This window comes from Cohnella yongneupensis, from assembly GCF_042655785.1.
In the GTDB taxonomy this organism is placed as follows: Bacteria; Bacillota; Bacilli; order Paenibacillales; family Paenibacillaceae; genus Cohnella; species Cohnella yongneupensis.
The window spans coordinates 26238-42018 of record NZ_JBHSNC010000021.1 but is presented as its reverse complement, the minus strand read 5'-3'; the positions used below and the strand labels follow the sequence as shown (position 1 = coordinate 42018).

Below are 15781 nucleotides of genomic sequence, written 5' to 3'. Positions count from 1 at the left end.
TCTTTAATGGATTACGCCAAAAATCTAACATTAACTTAATAAAAGTGAACTAATGTTAGGATTTAGACTACAAAATCATGAAATCGCGTTTCATTTTTGCTATTTCGTGGACAACCGCCTGGCTTTTGCCGTTCAAATCTCCCATGCATTCTGTATGTACTTTATATGTGTTAGTTTATATGTCATCCCGGTAGAAAATGACTAGACTTTGGGCGCGCAGAGTCAAGCATTACGTTTGACTGTATGGTTAGCCTTTGAGTATGATATTAATAGGATTGAAGCTGAATATCAGGAAGGAATGGTGAACGCCATGCGTCAAGGATCGATGAATGCCCCGCGCCTGTACCGGATCGGCGAACTATCCGACTTGTCCGGCATTAGCGCAAGAACGATCGATTATTATACCGGGCTCGGCCTTCTGGCGCCGGCCAAGCGATCGACCGGCAATTATCGCTTATATGATGATGAAACTTTATCGCGCATCCGACGTATTGAACAATTGAAGGCGCAGAAGTTCTCATTAGAAGAAATTCGAGAGCAGTTCGCTTCGCTTGACCGGGTAACGCACGACGAAGCCGTCACCCGCAAGCTGGAGGAGCTCCAGAACCATCTCTCCCAATTGGAACGGGAAGTCAAGGAACTCGAGCCCGTTCTCGACCAATTGAAGCCTCAGCAAGCCAAAAAGCTGTTTCGTGCCATTACACCGCAGACCGCAGCATGCGTAGAAGCGCTTCTTTTGCTTTTAGGGAAAAGTAACTTCATGTGACGCGCCTATCCTCAGCAGGCTTATCGGCTACAGACTCTTGGAAGGAGATTCACCATGTTCTTTCACCCGATGGATTTTCTAATCATTATCGCTTTTCTGTTATCGCTGTGGGCTCAATTTCGCGTGAAAGGTACGTTCAATAGCTGGTCGGAAGTACGCGCGCGCAGCGGATTGACCGGTTACGAAGCCGCCCGCCGAATGCTCGACCGCAACGGACTTCACGACGTGCCGATCGAACCCGTACAAGGCCGCTTGACCGACCATTACGATCCGATCCATCGCGTCGTCCGGTTGTCCGAGCCCGTCTACTACGAGCATTCGATCTCGGCCATATCGGTCGCTTGCCACGAAGTCGGCCACGCGATCCAGCACGCGCACAGTTATCCAATGCTTACGTTGCGCCACCGGATGTTCCCGTTAGTAAGGTTCGCTTCCGGTATCGCTCCATTCTTGCTTATCGCTGGTTTTTTATTCCACGCGATGAACTTAGTCGGTGTCGGGATCATCTTCTTCTCGGCCGCGGTCGCTTTCCAGCTCGTGACGTTGCCGGTCGAGTTCAACGCCAGCTCCCGCGCTCGCGATATTATGATATCAGAAGGCTTCATAGCCCAAGACGAGGAACACGGCGTCGCCAAAGTTTTGAACGCTGCCGCGCTAACCTATGTCGCAGCCGCTCTAATTTCGTTGCTGGAGCTCATCAAGTACATTATGATTTTCACTCAAAATCGAGAATAACCGGCTATTTAATAAAAATGGGCTATCCCGATAAGGGATAGCCCATTTTTATTAAACTTTGGAGAATCATTATTTTTACTTGTCCTTATACTCGCCATTAAAGAAATCAATCAAGAACGAATGGAACATCTGTACGACCATCGGCATCTTTTCGCCGGAACGTCGGATAAGCGCAATCGATCTGGTAACGTGCGGCTCGCTGATTTTGACAACGGCCGGCATCATCGCACTCGTCTGATACATCGCAATCTCCGGAAGCAAGCTAACGCCCATTCCCGCCGCAACCAAGCCCCGAATCGTATCCGTCTCTTCGCCTTCGAAGCCTATCTTCGGCGTGAATCCAGCTTCTTTGCAGGCATCCCAGACGATCGGCCTCAAGGAGTAACCTTGGCTGAACAGAACGAATTGGTCATCCTTAAGCTCGCTAAGCTTAATCGAATCTTCCATGGCGAGACGATGGTTGGCCGGCAAAATCGCGAACAGCTCTTCTGTCAGGATGATTTCGCCCGTCACGTGATCGCTCTTGTCCGGATAAGGAGAGATAAACGCTAGGTCAACTTCCGCTTCCGTGACATCCCGGATCAGCGACGGATACATCCCTTGCCTGAATTTGAACTTCACGTTCGGATGCAGCTTTCGGAATGCGGCGACGACTTTCGGCACGAGTTGAATACCGAGGCTATGCGGGAAACCGAGCCGGATTTCTCCGACTTCAGGGTCTAGAAATTCATGAATTTCCGTTACGGCGCGATCCAAATCGGCTAGAACGCTTTCCGCTCGCTTAAGGAACAATTGGCCCACCGGAGTCAATTGGACGTTGCGTCCTCGCTGCATGAACAATCGAACGCCAAGTTCCTCTTCCAGCCGATGAATTTGCCGGCTGACCGCCGATTGAGCGACGTGAAGCTCCTCTGCCGCTTTCGTTACATGCTGCATGCGCGCGACTTGCACGAAGTATTGCAGCTGCCTAAGTTCCACGATTTCGCGCCTCCCCTGACGTTCCCATCCACAATTCCAAAGATTGGACAACGGTATTCGATAAAGATTATAATGATTACGGCAACCCTTATCAACGAAGGAGGAACAATTTCATGTCTCAAGAACGCTCCGCTACGCTTAAAGGCAATCCGATTACGCTAGTTGGCCCATCGCTCGCGCCAGGTCAACCGGCTCCTGACTTCACGTTAAACAAAAACTTGCTCGAAACTTCTTCGCTGAAAGACTTCGCTGGCAAAGTTAAGCTCATCAGCGTCGTGCCTTCGCTCGATACCGGCGTATGCGATGCCCAAACTCGCCGCTTCAACGAAGAAGCTTCCAAGCTTGGCGATAACGTCGTTATCATTACCGTCAGTGCTGACCTTCCATTCGCGCAAGCGCGTTGGTGTGGTGCGGCAGGCGTGGATCGCGTCGTCCTTCTGTCCGACTACAAGGACAACGTCTTTGGCAAATCCTATGGTGTCTTCATCAAAGAATTGCACTTGGACATGAGAGCGATCTTCGTCGTAGACAGCAATGATCAAATTACTTACGTCGAAGTACTCGGCGAAATGACGGAGCACCCGAATTACGAAGCAGCGGTAGCAGCGGTTAAAGCGCTGATCTAACTACATCGTAAAAACAACAAAAGCGAGGGATGGGCTAACGCCTTCCTCGCTTTTTTAGATTCATCATGAGGTTTTGTATGAAGCAAGTTTACGATCGAGCACGCTATAAATTTCTTGGATGATTCGATAATTGGCACCGAGATCGCCTAGCGATCCACGCGATGCGGAATAAATATCGACCGCCGTGCTGCCGGGGCTTGTACCGACGACCTGGATAGTGATATCCATCGTCCGACCGACCGACGTCTTCTTCTCCATTACGATCTCACCGACGTTTTGCACTTCGTGAAGGACTTTATATCCCTTCATCTTCTTAAGAATCGAGCTGACTTCATCCCAAGCGCGGTCTTTAGAAAGCCGATAGTAATGGGACTTGAGCTTCGGGTCTTTCGCACGATCGCTCGTATGTTCGTGGCTTCGGATCAATCCGATCAGCACTCGCTTCAGCAAAGCTCTCTCTCCCTCCGGGTGCCATTGGCGCTACCATCTATCTTACCACGCCTAACCCGGCGATTAAAGAGTAAGGTTAGAAAAACCCGCCTATGCCGTCCGGCGTGTATGTTCCGAACCCGCTCTCGCAGGTGGGTGCTCGCAGCGCATGCATTTGACTTCCCCTTTCGGGGGCGTGTCAGCCGCAGGGCAATTTAGGGCTCCCTTGGAAACAAACATTGGTTCAAAACAATTAAGCGCCGTAACGTACATCGCAGGAATAGCTCCATTATAGATCAGGCGAATACGTAAGTAAACTTACGCCTCTTTACCTTCTTCTTCCTCGGCCTCTTCGGCTTGTTTCGCCTCGAGCGCATCCTTCAGCGACATCATCTTCTGCATAACGAGATTAAAGTTATAGAAGGTGTATACCGCGATAATGCTTCCGAAGAAGAACGGGATGAGGAACGTGAACTTAAAGCTTAAGTACAGAACGGCTGCCGTACCCATAGCCATGACGACCGAACGGAAAGGTCTTCCGATCGTCAAGATCAGAGCGTTCTTGATCAATTGCACCGTTTTCATATGAAAATGGGACAAGAGCGAGAAGAAATGCAAAAGCGAAATCGTTAACAACGCCATGAGCGCAATAAACAAATACGCTACGATCTGGAATCCGTCGATCTGGGTAAGGTATACCCGGAAATCGATGATCATAATCGCGAAGAGCAACGCGTAGAAGATGCCGCCTACCATTGATTGCACGTAATTTTGCTTGTAGTTCCGGAAGAACGTCTTCAAGAGCGGAACGTCCGTATCGCCTAACACCCATTTCCGGGCGACCGAGAACATAGCCGAGGTCGCCGGAAACAGAGTGAAGGGAGCAAGGACCGCAAGCAAGATTACGCTGGTTTGGAACGAACTGAGTACTGCCTCATCCGTCTCCGCCAGCTGCAAGCTCTGAAATCCGACCAATGCGAAATACCAAAACGGCAATGCCGTAACCAACCAAAGTACGTTCGTAACCGATAGCCGCATGACCCATTCAGACAGCCGATAGAAGCCACCCATCATGCCCCGCATCTCCATGGGGTTTCCTCCCTGATGACAAGCGTAGATATACTTAGATGTTTACGAAGTCTTCGCTATGCGATCTGTTGCCTTTCGGCTCGTCGCGACGCTCCGTGCGTCCACCGCGATAGCCTTCGCCGCCGCGACTGCCGCCGCTGCTGCTGTTGCCACCATTGTATGGCTTGCGTTGCTGACCGCCGTAGCCCGTGCCAGGACCGCGGGAATCGCTGCGTCCTTGGCCTTGACGCCAAGAGCTTTGTCCGCTGCTGCTGCCGCCGCTGCTGCCACCACGGTAGCCGCCGCTCGATCCGCCGCTCGATCCGCCGCCGCGATAGCCGCCGCCGGAACCGCTGCGATTGCCTTCGAACTTGCGCTTCTTGCCGCGAATTGGATCTTCTGGCGTCAGCTCGATGTTTACGTCCTTCTTATCGCCGGTAAGCAGCTTCATTGCCGCCGCCAACAATTGAACGGAATCGTACTGCTCCAGAAGCTGCATCGCAACCCATTTGAATGCAGCTGTGTCTTCTTCGCCGCTCACGGTTTCGATAATGCGCTCAGCCATAAGCTTTTGCTTGCCTTCCATCGCTTCGGACATCGTCGGCAAAGGCTTCTTAGCGATCCGATGACGCGTGATCTTCTCGATGAAGTGAAGGTGATCCGTCTCGCGTGGCGTTACGAACGACCAAGAAGTACCTTCTCTGCCTGCGCGGCCCGTACGGCCGATCCGGTGAACATAGCTCTCGGGATCTTGCGGCAAGTCGAAGTTAATAACGTGCGTGACGCCGGATACGTCGAGACCGCGAGCCGCAACGTCCGTCGCTACGAGAACGTCGATGCTTCCGTCGCGGAACTTACGCATAACCGTATCGCGTTGATTTTGGGACAAATCTCCGTGCAAGCCATCGCAAGCGTATCCGCGCTTCATGAGCGCCTCGGACAATTCAGCTACGCGGCGTTTCGTACGTCCGAAAATAATGGCGAGCTCGGGCGGTTCCATGTCGAGCAAACGGCAAAGTCCGTCGAATTTCATCCGCTCTTGCACTTCGATGTAAAATTGCTGGATCAAAGGCGCGCTCACTTGTTTCGGAATTACCGAGATGTGCTCCGGATTACGCAGGAACTGCTGCGCCAGTCTTTGGATGTTCGACGGCATCGTAGCCGAGAACAACAACGTTTGGCGTTCTTCCGGTACAAGCTTCAGGATCGATTGAATGTCTTCCATGAAGCCCATGTCGAGCATTTCGTCCGCTTCGTCCAGTACGACCGTGCGTACGTCGTCCAAGCGAATCGTCTTGCGGTTGATATGATCGAGCAAACGACCAGGTGTACCGATGATGATTTGCGGTTTCCGCTTCAAGGAGCGGATTTGACGCGAGATGTCTTGACCGCCATATATAGCCAAAGAACGGATTCCCTTGAATCGTCCAAGCTTCTCGATTTCCTCAGCTACCTGAATAGCTAATTCGCGCGTAGGCGCCATGATCAATGCGACGATGCGTTCCTCGTTAACGGGAATACGGCTAATAAGCGGAATACCAAAAGCTGCAGTCTTGCCTGTACCTGTCTGTGCCTGACCAATCATATCTCTGCCGGAAATCGCGACAGGGATAGCTTTCGCTTGAATCGGAGTCGCTTCTTCAAACCCCATCTCTGAGATGGCTTGAAGAACGTCCGGCTCCAACCCAAATTCTGCAAATGTACTCAAATTCTCTAACTCCTTCTGTATTGGGCCTACTAATTACGGCTTCCAAAAAAAATAATCAGTTCATTATAACACAAACCTGTTTGTAAACTCCACTATGAGGAAACGAGTACCATTTTTTTTCGCATGATCGGCTCTCTCCAGGAGAACCTAACCCCATATCCTTCCTTGGATGCTAACGACAGGAGTGCTAACGATGAAAAGATTTGCCGCATTAGGGCCCGCAGTATTGATGGTGCTTAGTTCCGTTGCTGTCGCTTGCGGGTTTAAATGGTTGCTTATTCCCGAAGAACTTCTCAGCAGCGGCGCATCCGGCGTGGCCATGATTATCGGGTACGTGAGCGGCTGGGATATCGGCTGGTTGTATTTTGCCCTGAACTTGCCGATTTTGCTCTGGGGATATCGCGTGCTTGGACGGCGGTTCGTCGTGCTTAGCATGGTCGCCGTCGTGTCCACGACCTTGTTAATGCAAATCATTCCTGAAATCGAGATCACGAACGGAGATCGGCTGCTCGGTTCCGTTTTCGGAGGCGTACTTGTCGGTTTCGGAAGCGCCATATCGTTACGTTACGGGGGTTCTTCAGGTGGATTCGATATCGTAGCTTCCATCGTTTCCCGGTATCGGGACGTCCCGATCGGCTTGCTCGTAATTGTGCTCAACATGTTCGTCGTCACCGCGCTCGGTTTTTTGATCGACGATTGGAACGCCGCCCTATATTCTATGCTGTCGATCTACTTAACGGGAAGAATTGTTGATATGGTTCATACCCCTCATCGAAAAATAACCGCCTTTATCATCACCAAAAATACGCAGGAGCTGGCGGAACGTCTAATGTCGATCCCCCGCGGCGTTACCATCATTAAGACTAGAGGCGCATATACGAGCGAGGAACGAGATATGCTGATGACCGTAGCGACGCGATACGAGCTGGCGGAATTGCGTAAAATCATTTTGGAGGTAGATAAGAAGGCATTCGTCAACATCGTTCAAACGATCGATGTCATAGGCGAATTCCGCCGCCGGACGACCTAGGCGAAATAATCGATTCATATTCGCCACGAAGCTACAAAATACTACAAAATACCTGTGTCTCCCCCAGTCAAACTCGTTTATAATCAACTTACAGAGCTGATTGGGGAGAGATTATATGGATATTTTATTCGCATTGTTCCTACTGCTTAACACCGCCTCTGGCAGCGGACAACAACAAGATCATTCGGCAATCGGCAAGCTATGGAACACGGTAAAACTCACCCTAGCGCACGAAGCTCACGCAAAGCCAGGCACGACGCAAGATAACGGAAGTACCGATCCCGCCGTTACGGATCCAACCGACGCGCCTACCGAAACGGAACCGTCAACCGATCCGCATGCGGACCCGCAAAAGGATGCCCCTAAAGTCAAGGGCGTTTATGTTACCGCTTACAGCGCGGGCGGCGAACGAATGTCCAAATTGCTTCAACTGCTGGACACGACCGACTTGAACAGCATGGTCATCGATATCAAAGACGACACGGGTTATATTACTTACAAGACAGATAACGAAACATTGAAGGCGCAGGGCGATCCTAAACCTTTCATCAAAGACATCGGCAAGCTGATGACGACGCTCAAGGAGCATGAGATTTACCCGATCGCTCGGATCGTCGTTTTCAAGGATAGCATTCTCGCCAAAAAACATCCCGAGCTATCTTACGTTCAAAAAGACGGCACCCTCTGGCATAACGGCAACGGGGATAAATTCGTTAACCCTTACCGCAAAGAAGTATGGGACTATAACGTAGAAATCGCCAAGGAAGCGGCCAAGATGGGCTTCAAAGAAATCCAATTCGACTACGTCCGGTTCCCGGAAGGCTTCGAGAAGAAATCGGACTCTCTCACGTTCACGAAAAACGAACTGAGTCGCGTCGATATCGTAGCCGGTTTCGTGGAATATGCTAAGGAGCAGCTCGAGCCGCTCGGCGTAAGAGTATCGGTAGACATCTTCGGTTACGCGGCCTCCGTGCCAGCCGCCGAGGGAATCGGGCAAGACTTCGTCAAAATTTCGAACGCCGTCGACGTCATCTCCCCGATGATCTATCCGAGCCACTACAGCACCGGATGGTTCAAGCAGAAAGATCCGGACAAAGCACCTTACGAGACGATCAAAGGCGCAATGCTCGACACGCACAAGAAGCTCGATCCGCTAGGCGATTCGCAGCCGATTATCCGGCCTTGGATCCAAGACTTCACGGCCAAGTGGCTCGGCGCGGGACATTACACGAAGTACGGCGCCGCCGAAGTCGAAGCGCAAATCAAGGCGCTGCGAGACACGGGCGTCGACGAATTCCTCTTATGGAACGCAGGCAACACTTACTCGACAGGCGTAAAATATTAATGCACTTATCATTAAGGCCGTCCCTTCCCGGACGGCCTTTTATTTGCTTGGCGGAGGGTTAGCGGTACCTCGTGCCGCTAATGGCGGCCATTAAAAAAATGGCTGCTGTCACGGTTAGGACCGGACAACAGCCATTTTCAATTCACTTAGGATTTATCTGCAACCGTTCCATTCCCCGCTAACGCTTGCCGGCGAAGTACGGTTCCCCTAGCGCCCCCGGCGCTTTGGAACGTCCTACCGCGCCTACGAGCACGACAATCGTCAGCACGTACGGCAGCATGTAGATAAATTCCGGCGGAATGTTCGACGACCAATCGAACAGCTGAAGAATGTTGTTGATCGACTGCGCGAATCCGAAGAAGATCGCCGCACCCATCGCGCCTAGCGGATTCCATTTGCCGAATATTACCGCGGCAAGCGCGATAAAGCCTTGGCCGGAAATCGTGTTATGCGAGAAGCTGCCCGTCGTCGTCATGGCTATCGTCGCACCACCTAAGCCAGCGAGTACGCCGCTCAGCAAAACCGCGATATAACGCATGCGAAGCACCTTGATGCCGACCGTGTCGGCCGCGCTCGGATGCTCGCCTACCGCGCGAAGACGCAGACCGAAAGGCGTTTTGAACAGCGTGTAATAAATGACCGCGACGAGGATGAATGCCAAGTACGTCGTCGGATACGCATGGAACAGTCCTTCGCCGATCACCGGAATATCGGACAAGAGCGGTATCGCGACTTTGTGGAAAGTCTCGTTGACGAGACTCGTTTCCCCTGCCCCTTCGAACATCAATTTAACGAGATACAGCGTCGAGCCTGCCGCTATAAAGTTGATTACGATACCGCTGACGACCTGGTCGGCACGGAACGTAATGGTGGCTACCGCATGGATTAGCGCATACAAGACGCCGAACAATCCGCCAGCCAACAAGCCGATCCACGGCGTCGCGCCTCCAAAGCCGGCTTCCTGCGCATGGTACGCGGACACCGCCGACGCGAACGCTCCGGCCGTCATCAACCCTTCCAGACCGATATTGACGACGCCGGAGCGCTCGGATAGAATGCCTCCCAGCGCCGCCAGAATAAGAGCGGTCGAGAACACTAAGGCGGTGTTTAGCATATTTCCGAGTGTAACCAGATCCATCTAAGCCACCTCGCCTTTGCTTTTCCGAATTCTAAGTTGTTTTAGAACCCAACGGATAATACCGGGAGTCGCCACGAAGAAAATAACCGAGCCGATAACGATTCGGATAATTTCCGGCGGAACGTCCGCGCCGAAGCTCATGCCTGCCGCGCCGTACGAGAGCGAACCGAATAGGATCGCTCCGAACAGTACGCCGACCGGCGTATTGCCGCCAAGCAACGCGACCGCGATGCCATCGAATCCATGACCGGTATGGCTTGCGGAGATCGCTTGGTTCAAGAACACGCCCAGCACTTGGAATACGCCCGCGAGTCCCGCTAACGCTCCGGAAATGAACATCGCTTTGACGACGCCGTTGTTCACGTTAATGCCGGCGTATTTCGCTGCATCGGGGTTGAAGCCGACGACGCGCAGCTCGTAGCCTTGCTTTGTCCGCCATAGATACACATAGAAGAAGACGACCGCCAACAGCGCGAAGAACATTCCCCAATGCATACGGGCGTCGTCTAGAGCGCGGGAAAGCCAACCGATCGTCACGTTCGCCGAATCGTCGACGAAGTAGGAACGGCCTTTGCCCGGCTCAAGCAAAAACCGGTTGACGAGATAGTTGCCCAAATACAGTGCGATCCAGTTAAGCATGATCGTCGTAATGACTTCGTTGACGCCGCGGGCTGCTTTTAGATAACCCGCGATCATGCCCCAGAATCCCCCGAACAACGCTCCGACGATTATCGCAAGCGGTGCATGGATAAACCATGGCGCATGCACTTGCACTCCGATAATCGTCGCACCGGTCATCCCCATAATATATTGGCCTTCCGCCCCGATATTGAAGAGACCCGTACGGAACGCGAACGCGACCGACAAGCCCGTAAAGACGAGCGGCGTAATCGCCGTCAAAGTCTCTCCGAATTCGTAGCGGCTGCCGAATATTTTATCCAATAAGGAGCGATATGCCAGTATCGGATCATAGCCGCCGAAAAGCATGATGATGGCCCCGACGATTAGTCCCAGCAAAATGGCGACGAACGGAACGACCGCGGAGTCTTTCGTGACGACTTTAATGAGCTTATTCACGTTGTTCGCCTCCCTGCGGCGCTTTGTAGTCGGTCATCATTAAGCCGAGCTGCTCGTCGTTCGTCTGCGACGGATCTACTTCCCCGACGATCCGGCCTTCGTATATAACCGCGATTCTATCCGACAGCTGCATGATCTCGTCTAACTCGTACGAGATCAGCAACACGGCTTTCCCCATGTTTCGTTGCTCGACAAGACGCTTATGAATAAATTCAATTGCGCCTACGTCCAAGCCGCGCGTCGGTTGAGCGGCGATCAGCACTTCCGGGTTTTTGTCTACTTCCCGGGCAATAATCGCTTTCTGCTGGTTACCGCCGGACAAAGCGCGCGCCTGCGTGTGGATGCTCGGCGTACGCACGTCGAACTCGGCGATCAACCGCTTCGCATGCTCGTCGATCGCGGCATAATCCAAGAAGCCGCCTTTGTTGAACGGCGGTTGGTAATACGTCTCGAGCACCATGTTCTCGCGCATCGGGAAATCGAGCACGAGCCCGTGTTTGTGGCGGTCCTCCGGAATAAGCGATACACCGGCCTCGGAGATGACGCGCGTCTTCGAGCCCGTCAAGTCCACTCCAGCAATCTTCACGGTTCCGCTATCGATCGGACGCAAACCGGTAAGCGCTTCGATCAACTCGCTCTGACCGTTGCCTTCGACGCCCGCAAGACCTAGAATTTCGCCGCGTTTCAAGACGAACGACGTTTCGTTCAATGCGCGAAGTCCTTGGCGTCCCTTGACGACAAGCTTGTCGACTTCGAGCACAGGCTCGCCTAGCACGGCGTTTTTTTTATCTAGCTTAAGCGATACTTCCCGACCGACCATCTTCTCGGCCAATTGGTTCGGATTCGTGCCGGCCACGGGCAAGCTGTCGATCACTTTGCCGCGGCGAACGATTGTTACCCGATCCGCGATCGCCATTATTTCCTTAAGTTTGTGGGTAATCAAGATGATCGACTTGCCTTGCTCGACCAGCTTGCGCATGATGACAAGCAGCTCTTCGATCTCTTGCGGAGTAAGGACGGCCGTCGGTTCGTCGAAAATAAGAATGTCCGCGCCCCTGTACAGCGTTTTTAATATTTCGACCCGTTGCTGCATGCCGACCGAGATTTCATCGATCGTAGCAAGAGGGTCGACGTTCAATCCGTATTGCTTGGAGAGTTTCTCGACGTTCTCGTTCGCTTGCTTGTAATTGACGGCTAAGCCATGCTTCGGCTCGCTTCCTAGAATGATGTTCTCCGTTACGGTAAAAGGGTGCACCAGCTTGAAATGCTGATGCACCATTCCTATGCCAAGCTTAATGGCTTTATTAGGGCCGTCGATCGCGACCTCTTGACCGTTAACGAAGATTTCCCCTTCTTCTGGCTGATACAGTCCGAACAAAATGTTCATGAGCGTCGACTTGCCCGCGCCGTTCTCGCCGAGCAGGGCGTGAATCTCGCCCTGCTTCAGCTCGAAGTTGACGCGGTCGTTGGCGACGATGCCGGGGAAACGCTTCGTTATGTTCCGCATTTCTACGACTGTTCTCGCCATGTTCATAGTAGCACCCTTTTATCGATATTATTGGGCAGTCGGTACCGTGATTTCGCCGCTGATGATTTTAGCTTTGTACTCTTCCACTTTGGCAAGCACGTCCGCAGGAACGTTCTTCGTGGAAGTGTCAGGCAAGCCTACCGCGTTCTCTTTCAGACCGAGAACCGTAACTTTACCGCCTTCGAATTTACCGTTGATCATGTCGTTCGTTACGCGATATACCGCTTCGTCAACGCGCTTAAGCATCGAAGTGAGCGTAACGTCGTCGCCGAACTCGATGGATTGGTCTTTGTCTACGCCGATAACCCATACTTGCTTGCCCGCTGCTTTGCGTTCTTTGGCTTCGTTGAATACGCCGTTGCCCGTTCCGCCGGAAGCGTGGAAGATGATGTCCGCGCCGTTGTTGTATAGAGTAGCTGCAGCCGCTTTGCCAAGGTCGGGTTTGTCGAATGCGCCAGTGTAGTTTTTCGTGACCACAGCCTGTGGATTTACCGCTTTAACGCCGGCTTCGAAGCCGAGGTCGAAACGTTTGATAACCGGGATGTCGATACCGCCGACGAAGCCGATTTTGTTCGTTTTCGTCATAAGTCCCGCAACAACGCCGACCAAGAAGGAACCTTCGTTCTCAGCGAACGTAACGGATTCGACGTTAGGCGCTTCAACGACGTTATCGATGATTGCCAGCTTCGCGTCAGGGTTGTTCGTTGCTGCTTCTTTAACCGCATCGCCCATCAAGAAGCCGATGCCCCAAGTGAGATCGTATTTGTCGTGAACGAATTGGTTGATGTTCGTCAAATAGTTCGTAGCTTCTTTGGACTCGAGGTACTTTACGTCTGCACCAGTGTCTTTGGACAGCTTTTGCAAGCCTTCCCAAGCGCTTTGGTTAAACGATTTGTCGTTAACGCCGCCAACGTCGGTAACCATAGCGAACTTTTTGCCGACACCGGCAGTGCTAGCAGGGCTAGCTGCTTCGCTTGGGCTTGCACCTTGATTCGTGTTGTTGTTGTTGTCGTTCTTTGCTCCGCAAGCCGTTAGCGCGAGCGAGGCTACGAGCATAATGCCTGTTAAGATTTTCGCTGTCTTTTTCATTTCATGACTCTCCTTTGTCTAATAGATATATAATGTGTTGCGTAAAACCATGAGTGGGGTGGCGCTTTACAGCTTCGCGACGATTTCTTTCACGAGGGAAATGAACTTCGGTTTCGTGCGATTCGCCACTTCGATAACTTGCTCGTGGCTTAGCGGTTCGAGTTCTTCTCCGATCGCCATGTCGGTCACGCAAGAGATGCCGATGACCTGCATCGCCATATGGCTCGCCACGATCACTTCCGGCACCGTAGACATGCCTACGGCGTCAGCGCCTAAGCGTCGTAGCATAACCAGTTCTGCCGGCGGTAAGTAATTCGGACCGGAGATGCCCGCATATACGCCTTGCTGAACTTCTATGCCAAGTGATGCCGCGGTGTCCTTGACGAGCTTGAGCAACTCGGGCGTGTACGCCCGGCTCATATCCGGGAATCGCGGTCCGAGCGACGGCTCATTGCTGCCGATCAAAGGATTCGCGCCGGTTAAGTTCAAGTGATCCTGAATGATCATCAGGTCCCCCGGTTTAAACGCGGGATTCATGCCTCCGCATGCGTTCGTGACGAACAATTGCCGAACGCCGAGCGCCTTCATGACGCGTACCGGGAACGTAACCTCTTGCATCGAGTAGCCTTCGTAATAGTGGAATCGTCCTTGCATCGCGACGACGGGTTTGCCTTGCAATTCCCCGACGACGAGCTGTCCCGCGTGTCCTTCTACGGTCGATACCGGAAAATGCGGAATCGATTCGTAAGGGATTTTAACGGCGTTCTGTATTTCTTCCGCAAGCTCTCCTAGACCGGAGCCTAATATAAGGCCGATTTGCGGCTGCGCTGTAATCCGTGATTGAATGAACGCTTTAGCGTCTTCCATCGACTGAAGTAATTGGCCCATTCCATCACCTCCTTCCAAGTATGCCCCTCCGCAAACTAATATCCGTCGAGGCTAGTATCATTCGAGCTTATACGATCTCTCCCGACAAAAGAGGCTGAGGAGTGACCGGCGCATCCTGAATGACGATCGATGCGACGATTTTGCTACGAACTTCCGCTACTTCTTCGCTATTCGCGTGAATCGTAGCTAGGGATTCGCCCGCAGTCACGGGATCGCCGACTTTCTTATGCAACACGATGCCTACCGCCAAGTCGATAGCGGATTCCTTCGTAGCCCTTCCGGCTCCGAGCATCATCGCCGCGAGGCCCATGCTTTCCGCCGCGATCGAAGCGACGTAGCCGGAACGCTCCGCCTTCACCTCGATCTGGAAAGATGCCGTCGGCAGTCGGCTTGGCTCGTCGACGACGGAAGCATCGCCTCCTTGCGCCGTAAGGAAAGTCTTGAACTTCTCGATCGCCTTGCCGCTAGCGATCGCTTCTTTAAGCAGCTCCGCCGCTTCCGCCTGCGTCGCTGCGATGCCCGCGAGCACCGTCATATGGCTGCCGAGCGTGAGACATAGCTCGGTTAAATCTTTAGGTCCGACTCCGCGCAACGTATCGATCGCTTCCCGAACTTCAAGCGCGTTGCCGATCGCGTTGCCGAGCGGCTGGCTCATGTCAGACAGAACCGCGATCGTACGCCGTCCGACGCGATTGCCGATATCGACCATGCATGCCGCGAGTTCCTTGGCTTCGTCCATCTCTTTCATGAACGCACCGTCGCCGGTCTTGACATCGAGTACGATCGCATCGGCTCCCGAAGCAATCTTCTTGCTCATGATCGAGCTTGCGATGAGCGGTATTGAATTGACTGTACCCGTTACGTCCCTAAGCCCGTACAGCTTCTTGTCCGCGGGCGTAAGCTTGTCGCTTTGGCCGATAATGGCTAGCCCGTTGCGATTGACGAGGGAGATGAATTGCTCGTTATCGATCTCGACGTGGAAACCCGGTACCGATTCGAGCTTATCGATCGTTCCGCCCGTATGGCCTAAGCCGCGGCCGGACATTTTGGCAACCGGCACGCCGACGGCTGCTACAAGCGGCGCGAGTACGAGCGTCGTCGTATCCCCCACCCCGCCCGTGCTGTGCTTATCGACTTTGACGCCCGAAATGCCGGACAAGTCGATAACTTCGCCGGAATGCACCATCGCCATCGTCAAATTCGCCCGTTCGTCAGGCGTCATTCCCCGGAAGAAAATCGCCATGGCCATAGCCGACATCTGATAATCGGGAATGGAGCCTTGCGTATATCCTTGGACGAGTGCATCGATCTCGGACTTCGAGAGCTCTCCGCCATCTCGTTTTTTCGTTATTAAATCAACCGTTCTCATAGGCGGC

Annotated in this window: 15 protein-coding genes and 1 other RNA gene; 5 read left to right on the top strand and 11 right to left on the bottom strand. The window is 52.8% G+C overall.

What is annotated here, in order from left to right; genetic code table 11:
* The first annotated feature begins 310 nt into the window (after positions 1-310).
* Positions 311-766: a MerR family transcriptional regulator gene (locus ACFPQ4_RS06780; RefSeq protein WP_378111024.1), complete on the top strand. Its 456-nt coding sequence runs from the start codon at positions 311-313 to the stop codon at positions 764-766.
* A 54-nt stretch (positions 767-820) separates the two neighbouring features.
* Positions 821-1501 (top strand): zinc metallopeptidase, encoded by a 681-nt coding sequence (locus ACFPQ4_RS06775; RefSeq protein ID WP_378111023.1) that lies wholly within the window; start codon positions 821-823, stop codon positions 1499-1501.
* 75 nt (positions 1502-1576) lie between these two features.
* Here ACFPQ4_RS06775 and ACFPQ4_RS06770 read toward each other — a convergent pair whose 3' ends face one another.
* On the bottom strand, positions 1577-2479 hold the full coding sequence (locus ACFPQ4_RS06770; protein ID WP_378111022.1) for a LysR family transcriptional regulator: 903 nt from the start codon (positions 2477-2479) through the stop codon (positions 1577-1579).
* Positions 2480-2592: 113 nt separating this feature from the next.
* Here ACFPQ4_RS06770 and tpx point away from each other — a divergent pair, with 113 nt between their 5' ends.
* Positions 2593-3105, top strand: coding sequence for a thiol peroxidase (tpx, locus tag ACFPQ4_RS06765; protein WP_378111021.1), 513 nt, complete (start codon positions 2593-2595; stop codon positions 3103-3105).
* Between the two features lie 63 nt (positions 3106-3168).
* Here the strand turns inward: tpx and ACFPQ4_RS06760 are convergent, their stop codons facing one another.
* From ACFPQ4_RS06760 to ACFPQ4_RS06745, 4 genes are all read right to left on the bottom strand, one after another.
* Positions 3169-3555 (bottom strand): DUF1499 domain-containing protein, encoded by a 387-nt coding sequence (locus ACFPQ4_RS06760; protein WP_378111020.1) that lies wholly within the window; start codon positions 3553-3555, stop codon positions 3169-3171.
* Between the two features lie 79 nt (positions 3556-3634).
* Positions 3635-3818, bottom strand: a non-coding RNA gene (ssrS, locus tag ACFPQ4_RS06755) — 6S RNA.
* A gap of 34 nt (positions 3819-3852) precedes the next feature.
* Positions 3853-4623 (bottom strand): YesL family protein, encoded by a 771-nt coding sequence (locus tag ACFPQ4_RS06750; RefSeq protein WP_378111019.1) that lies wholly within the window; start codon positions 4621-4623, stop codon positions 3853-3855.
* A 34-nt stretch (positions 4624-4657) separates the two neighbouring features.
* A complete protein-coding gene (locus ACFPQ4_RS06745; RefSeq protein ID WP_378111018.1) occupies positions 4658-6310 on the bottom strand; it encodes a degradosome RNA helicase CshA in 1653 nt (550 codons plus the stop codon).
* A 193-nt stretch (positions 6311-6503) separates the two neighbouring features.
* Here ACFPQ4_RS06745 and ACFPQ4_RS06740 point away from each other — a divergent pair, with 193 nt between their 5' ends.
* Both ACFPQ4_RS06740 and ACFPQ4_RS06735 read left to right on the top strand, forming a co-directional pair.
* Positions 6504-7340 carry a YitT family protein gene (locus tag ACFPQ4_RS06740; RefSeq protein WP_378111017.1) on the top strand — a complete coding sequence of 279 codons (837 nt, stop codon included), beginning with the start codon at positions 6504-6506 and terminating at the stop codon, positions 7338-7340.
* Between the two features lie 115 nt (positions 7341-7455).
* Complete coding sequence (locus ACFPQ4_RS06735; RefSeq protein ID WP_378111016.1) at positions 7456-8685, top strand: putative glycoside hydrolase; 1230 nt, start codon at positions 7456-7458, stop codon at positions 8683-8685.
* 178 nt (positions 8686-8863) lie between these two features.
* On the opposite strand, the gene ACFPQ4_RS06730 is transcribed toward ACFPQ4_RS06735, so the two are convergent.
* From ACFPQ4_RS06730 to ACFPQ4_RS06705, 6 genes are all read right to left on the bottom strand, one after another.
* Complete coding sequence (locus ACFPQ4_RS06730; protein ID WP_378111015.1) at positions 8864-9823, bottom strand: ABC transporter permease; 960 nt, start codon at positions 9821-9823, stop codon at positions 8864-8866.
* Complete coding sequence (locus tag ACFPQ4_RS06725; RefSeq protein ID WP_378111014.1) at positions 9824-10900, bottom strand: ABC transporter permease; 1077 nt, start codon at positions 10898-10900, stop codon at positions 9824-9826. It lies immediately after the preceding gene.
* Positions 10893-12434 carry an ABC transporter ATP-binding protein gene (locus ACFPQ4_RS06720; RefSeq protein WP_378111013.1) on the bottom strand — a complete coding sequence of 514 codons (1542 nt, stop codon included), beginning with the start codon at positions 12432-12434 and terminating at the stop codon, positions 10893-10895. Before ACFPQ4_RS06720 ends, ACFPQ4_RS06725 begins: the two co-directional genes overlap by 8 nt.
* A 21-nt stretch (positions 12435-12455) precedes the next feature.
* A complete protein-coding gene (locus tag ACFPQ4_RS06715) occupies positions 12456-13517 on the bottom strand; it encodes a BMP family lipoprotein (RefSeq protein ID WP_378111012.1) in 1062 nt (353 codons plus the stop codon).
* Positions 13518-13583: 66 nt separating this feature from the next.
* Positions 13584-14384, bottom strand: coding sequence for a purine-nucleoside phosphorylase (locus tag ACFPQ4_RS06710; RefSeq protein WP_378111107.1), 801 nt, complete (start codon positions 14382-14384; stop codon positions 13584-13586).
* An 88-nt stretch (positions 14385-14472) separates the two neighbouring features.
* Entirely contained in the window at positions 14473-15774 is a 1302-nt protein-coding gene (locus tag ACFPQ4_RS06705; protein ID WP_378111011.1) for a pyrimidine-nucleoside phosphorylase, read from the bottom strand.
* Positions 15775-15781 lie beyond the last annotated feature (7 nt).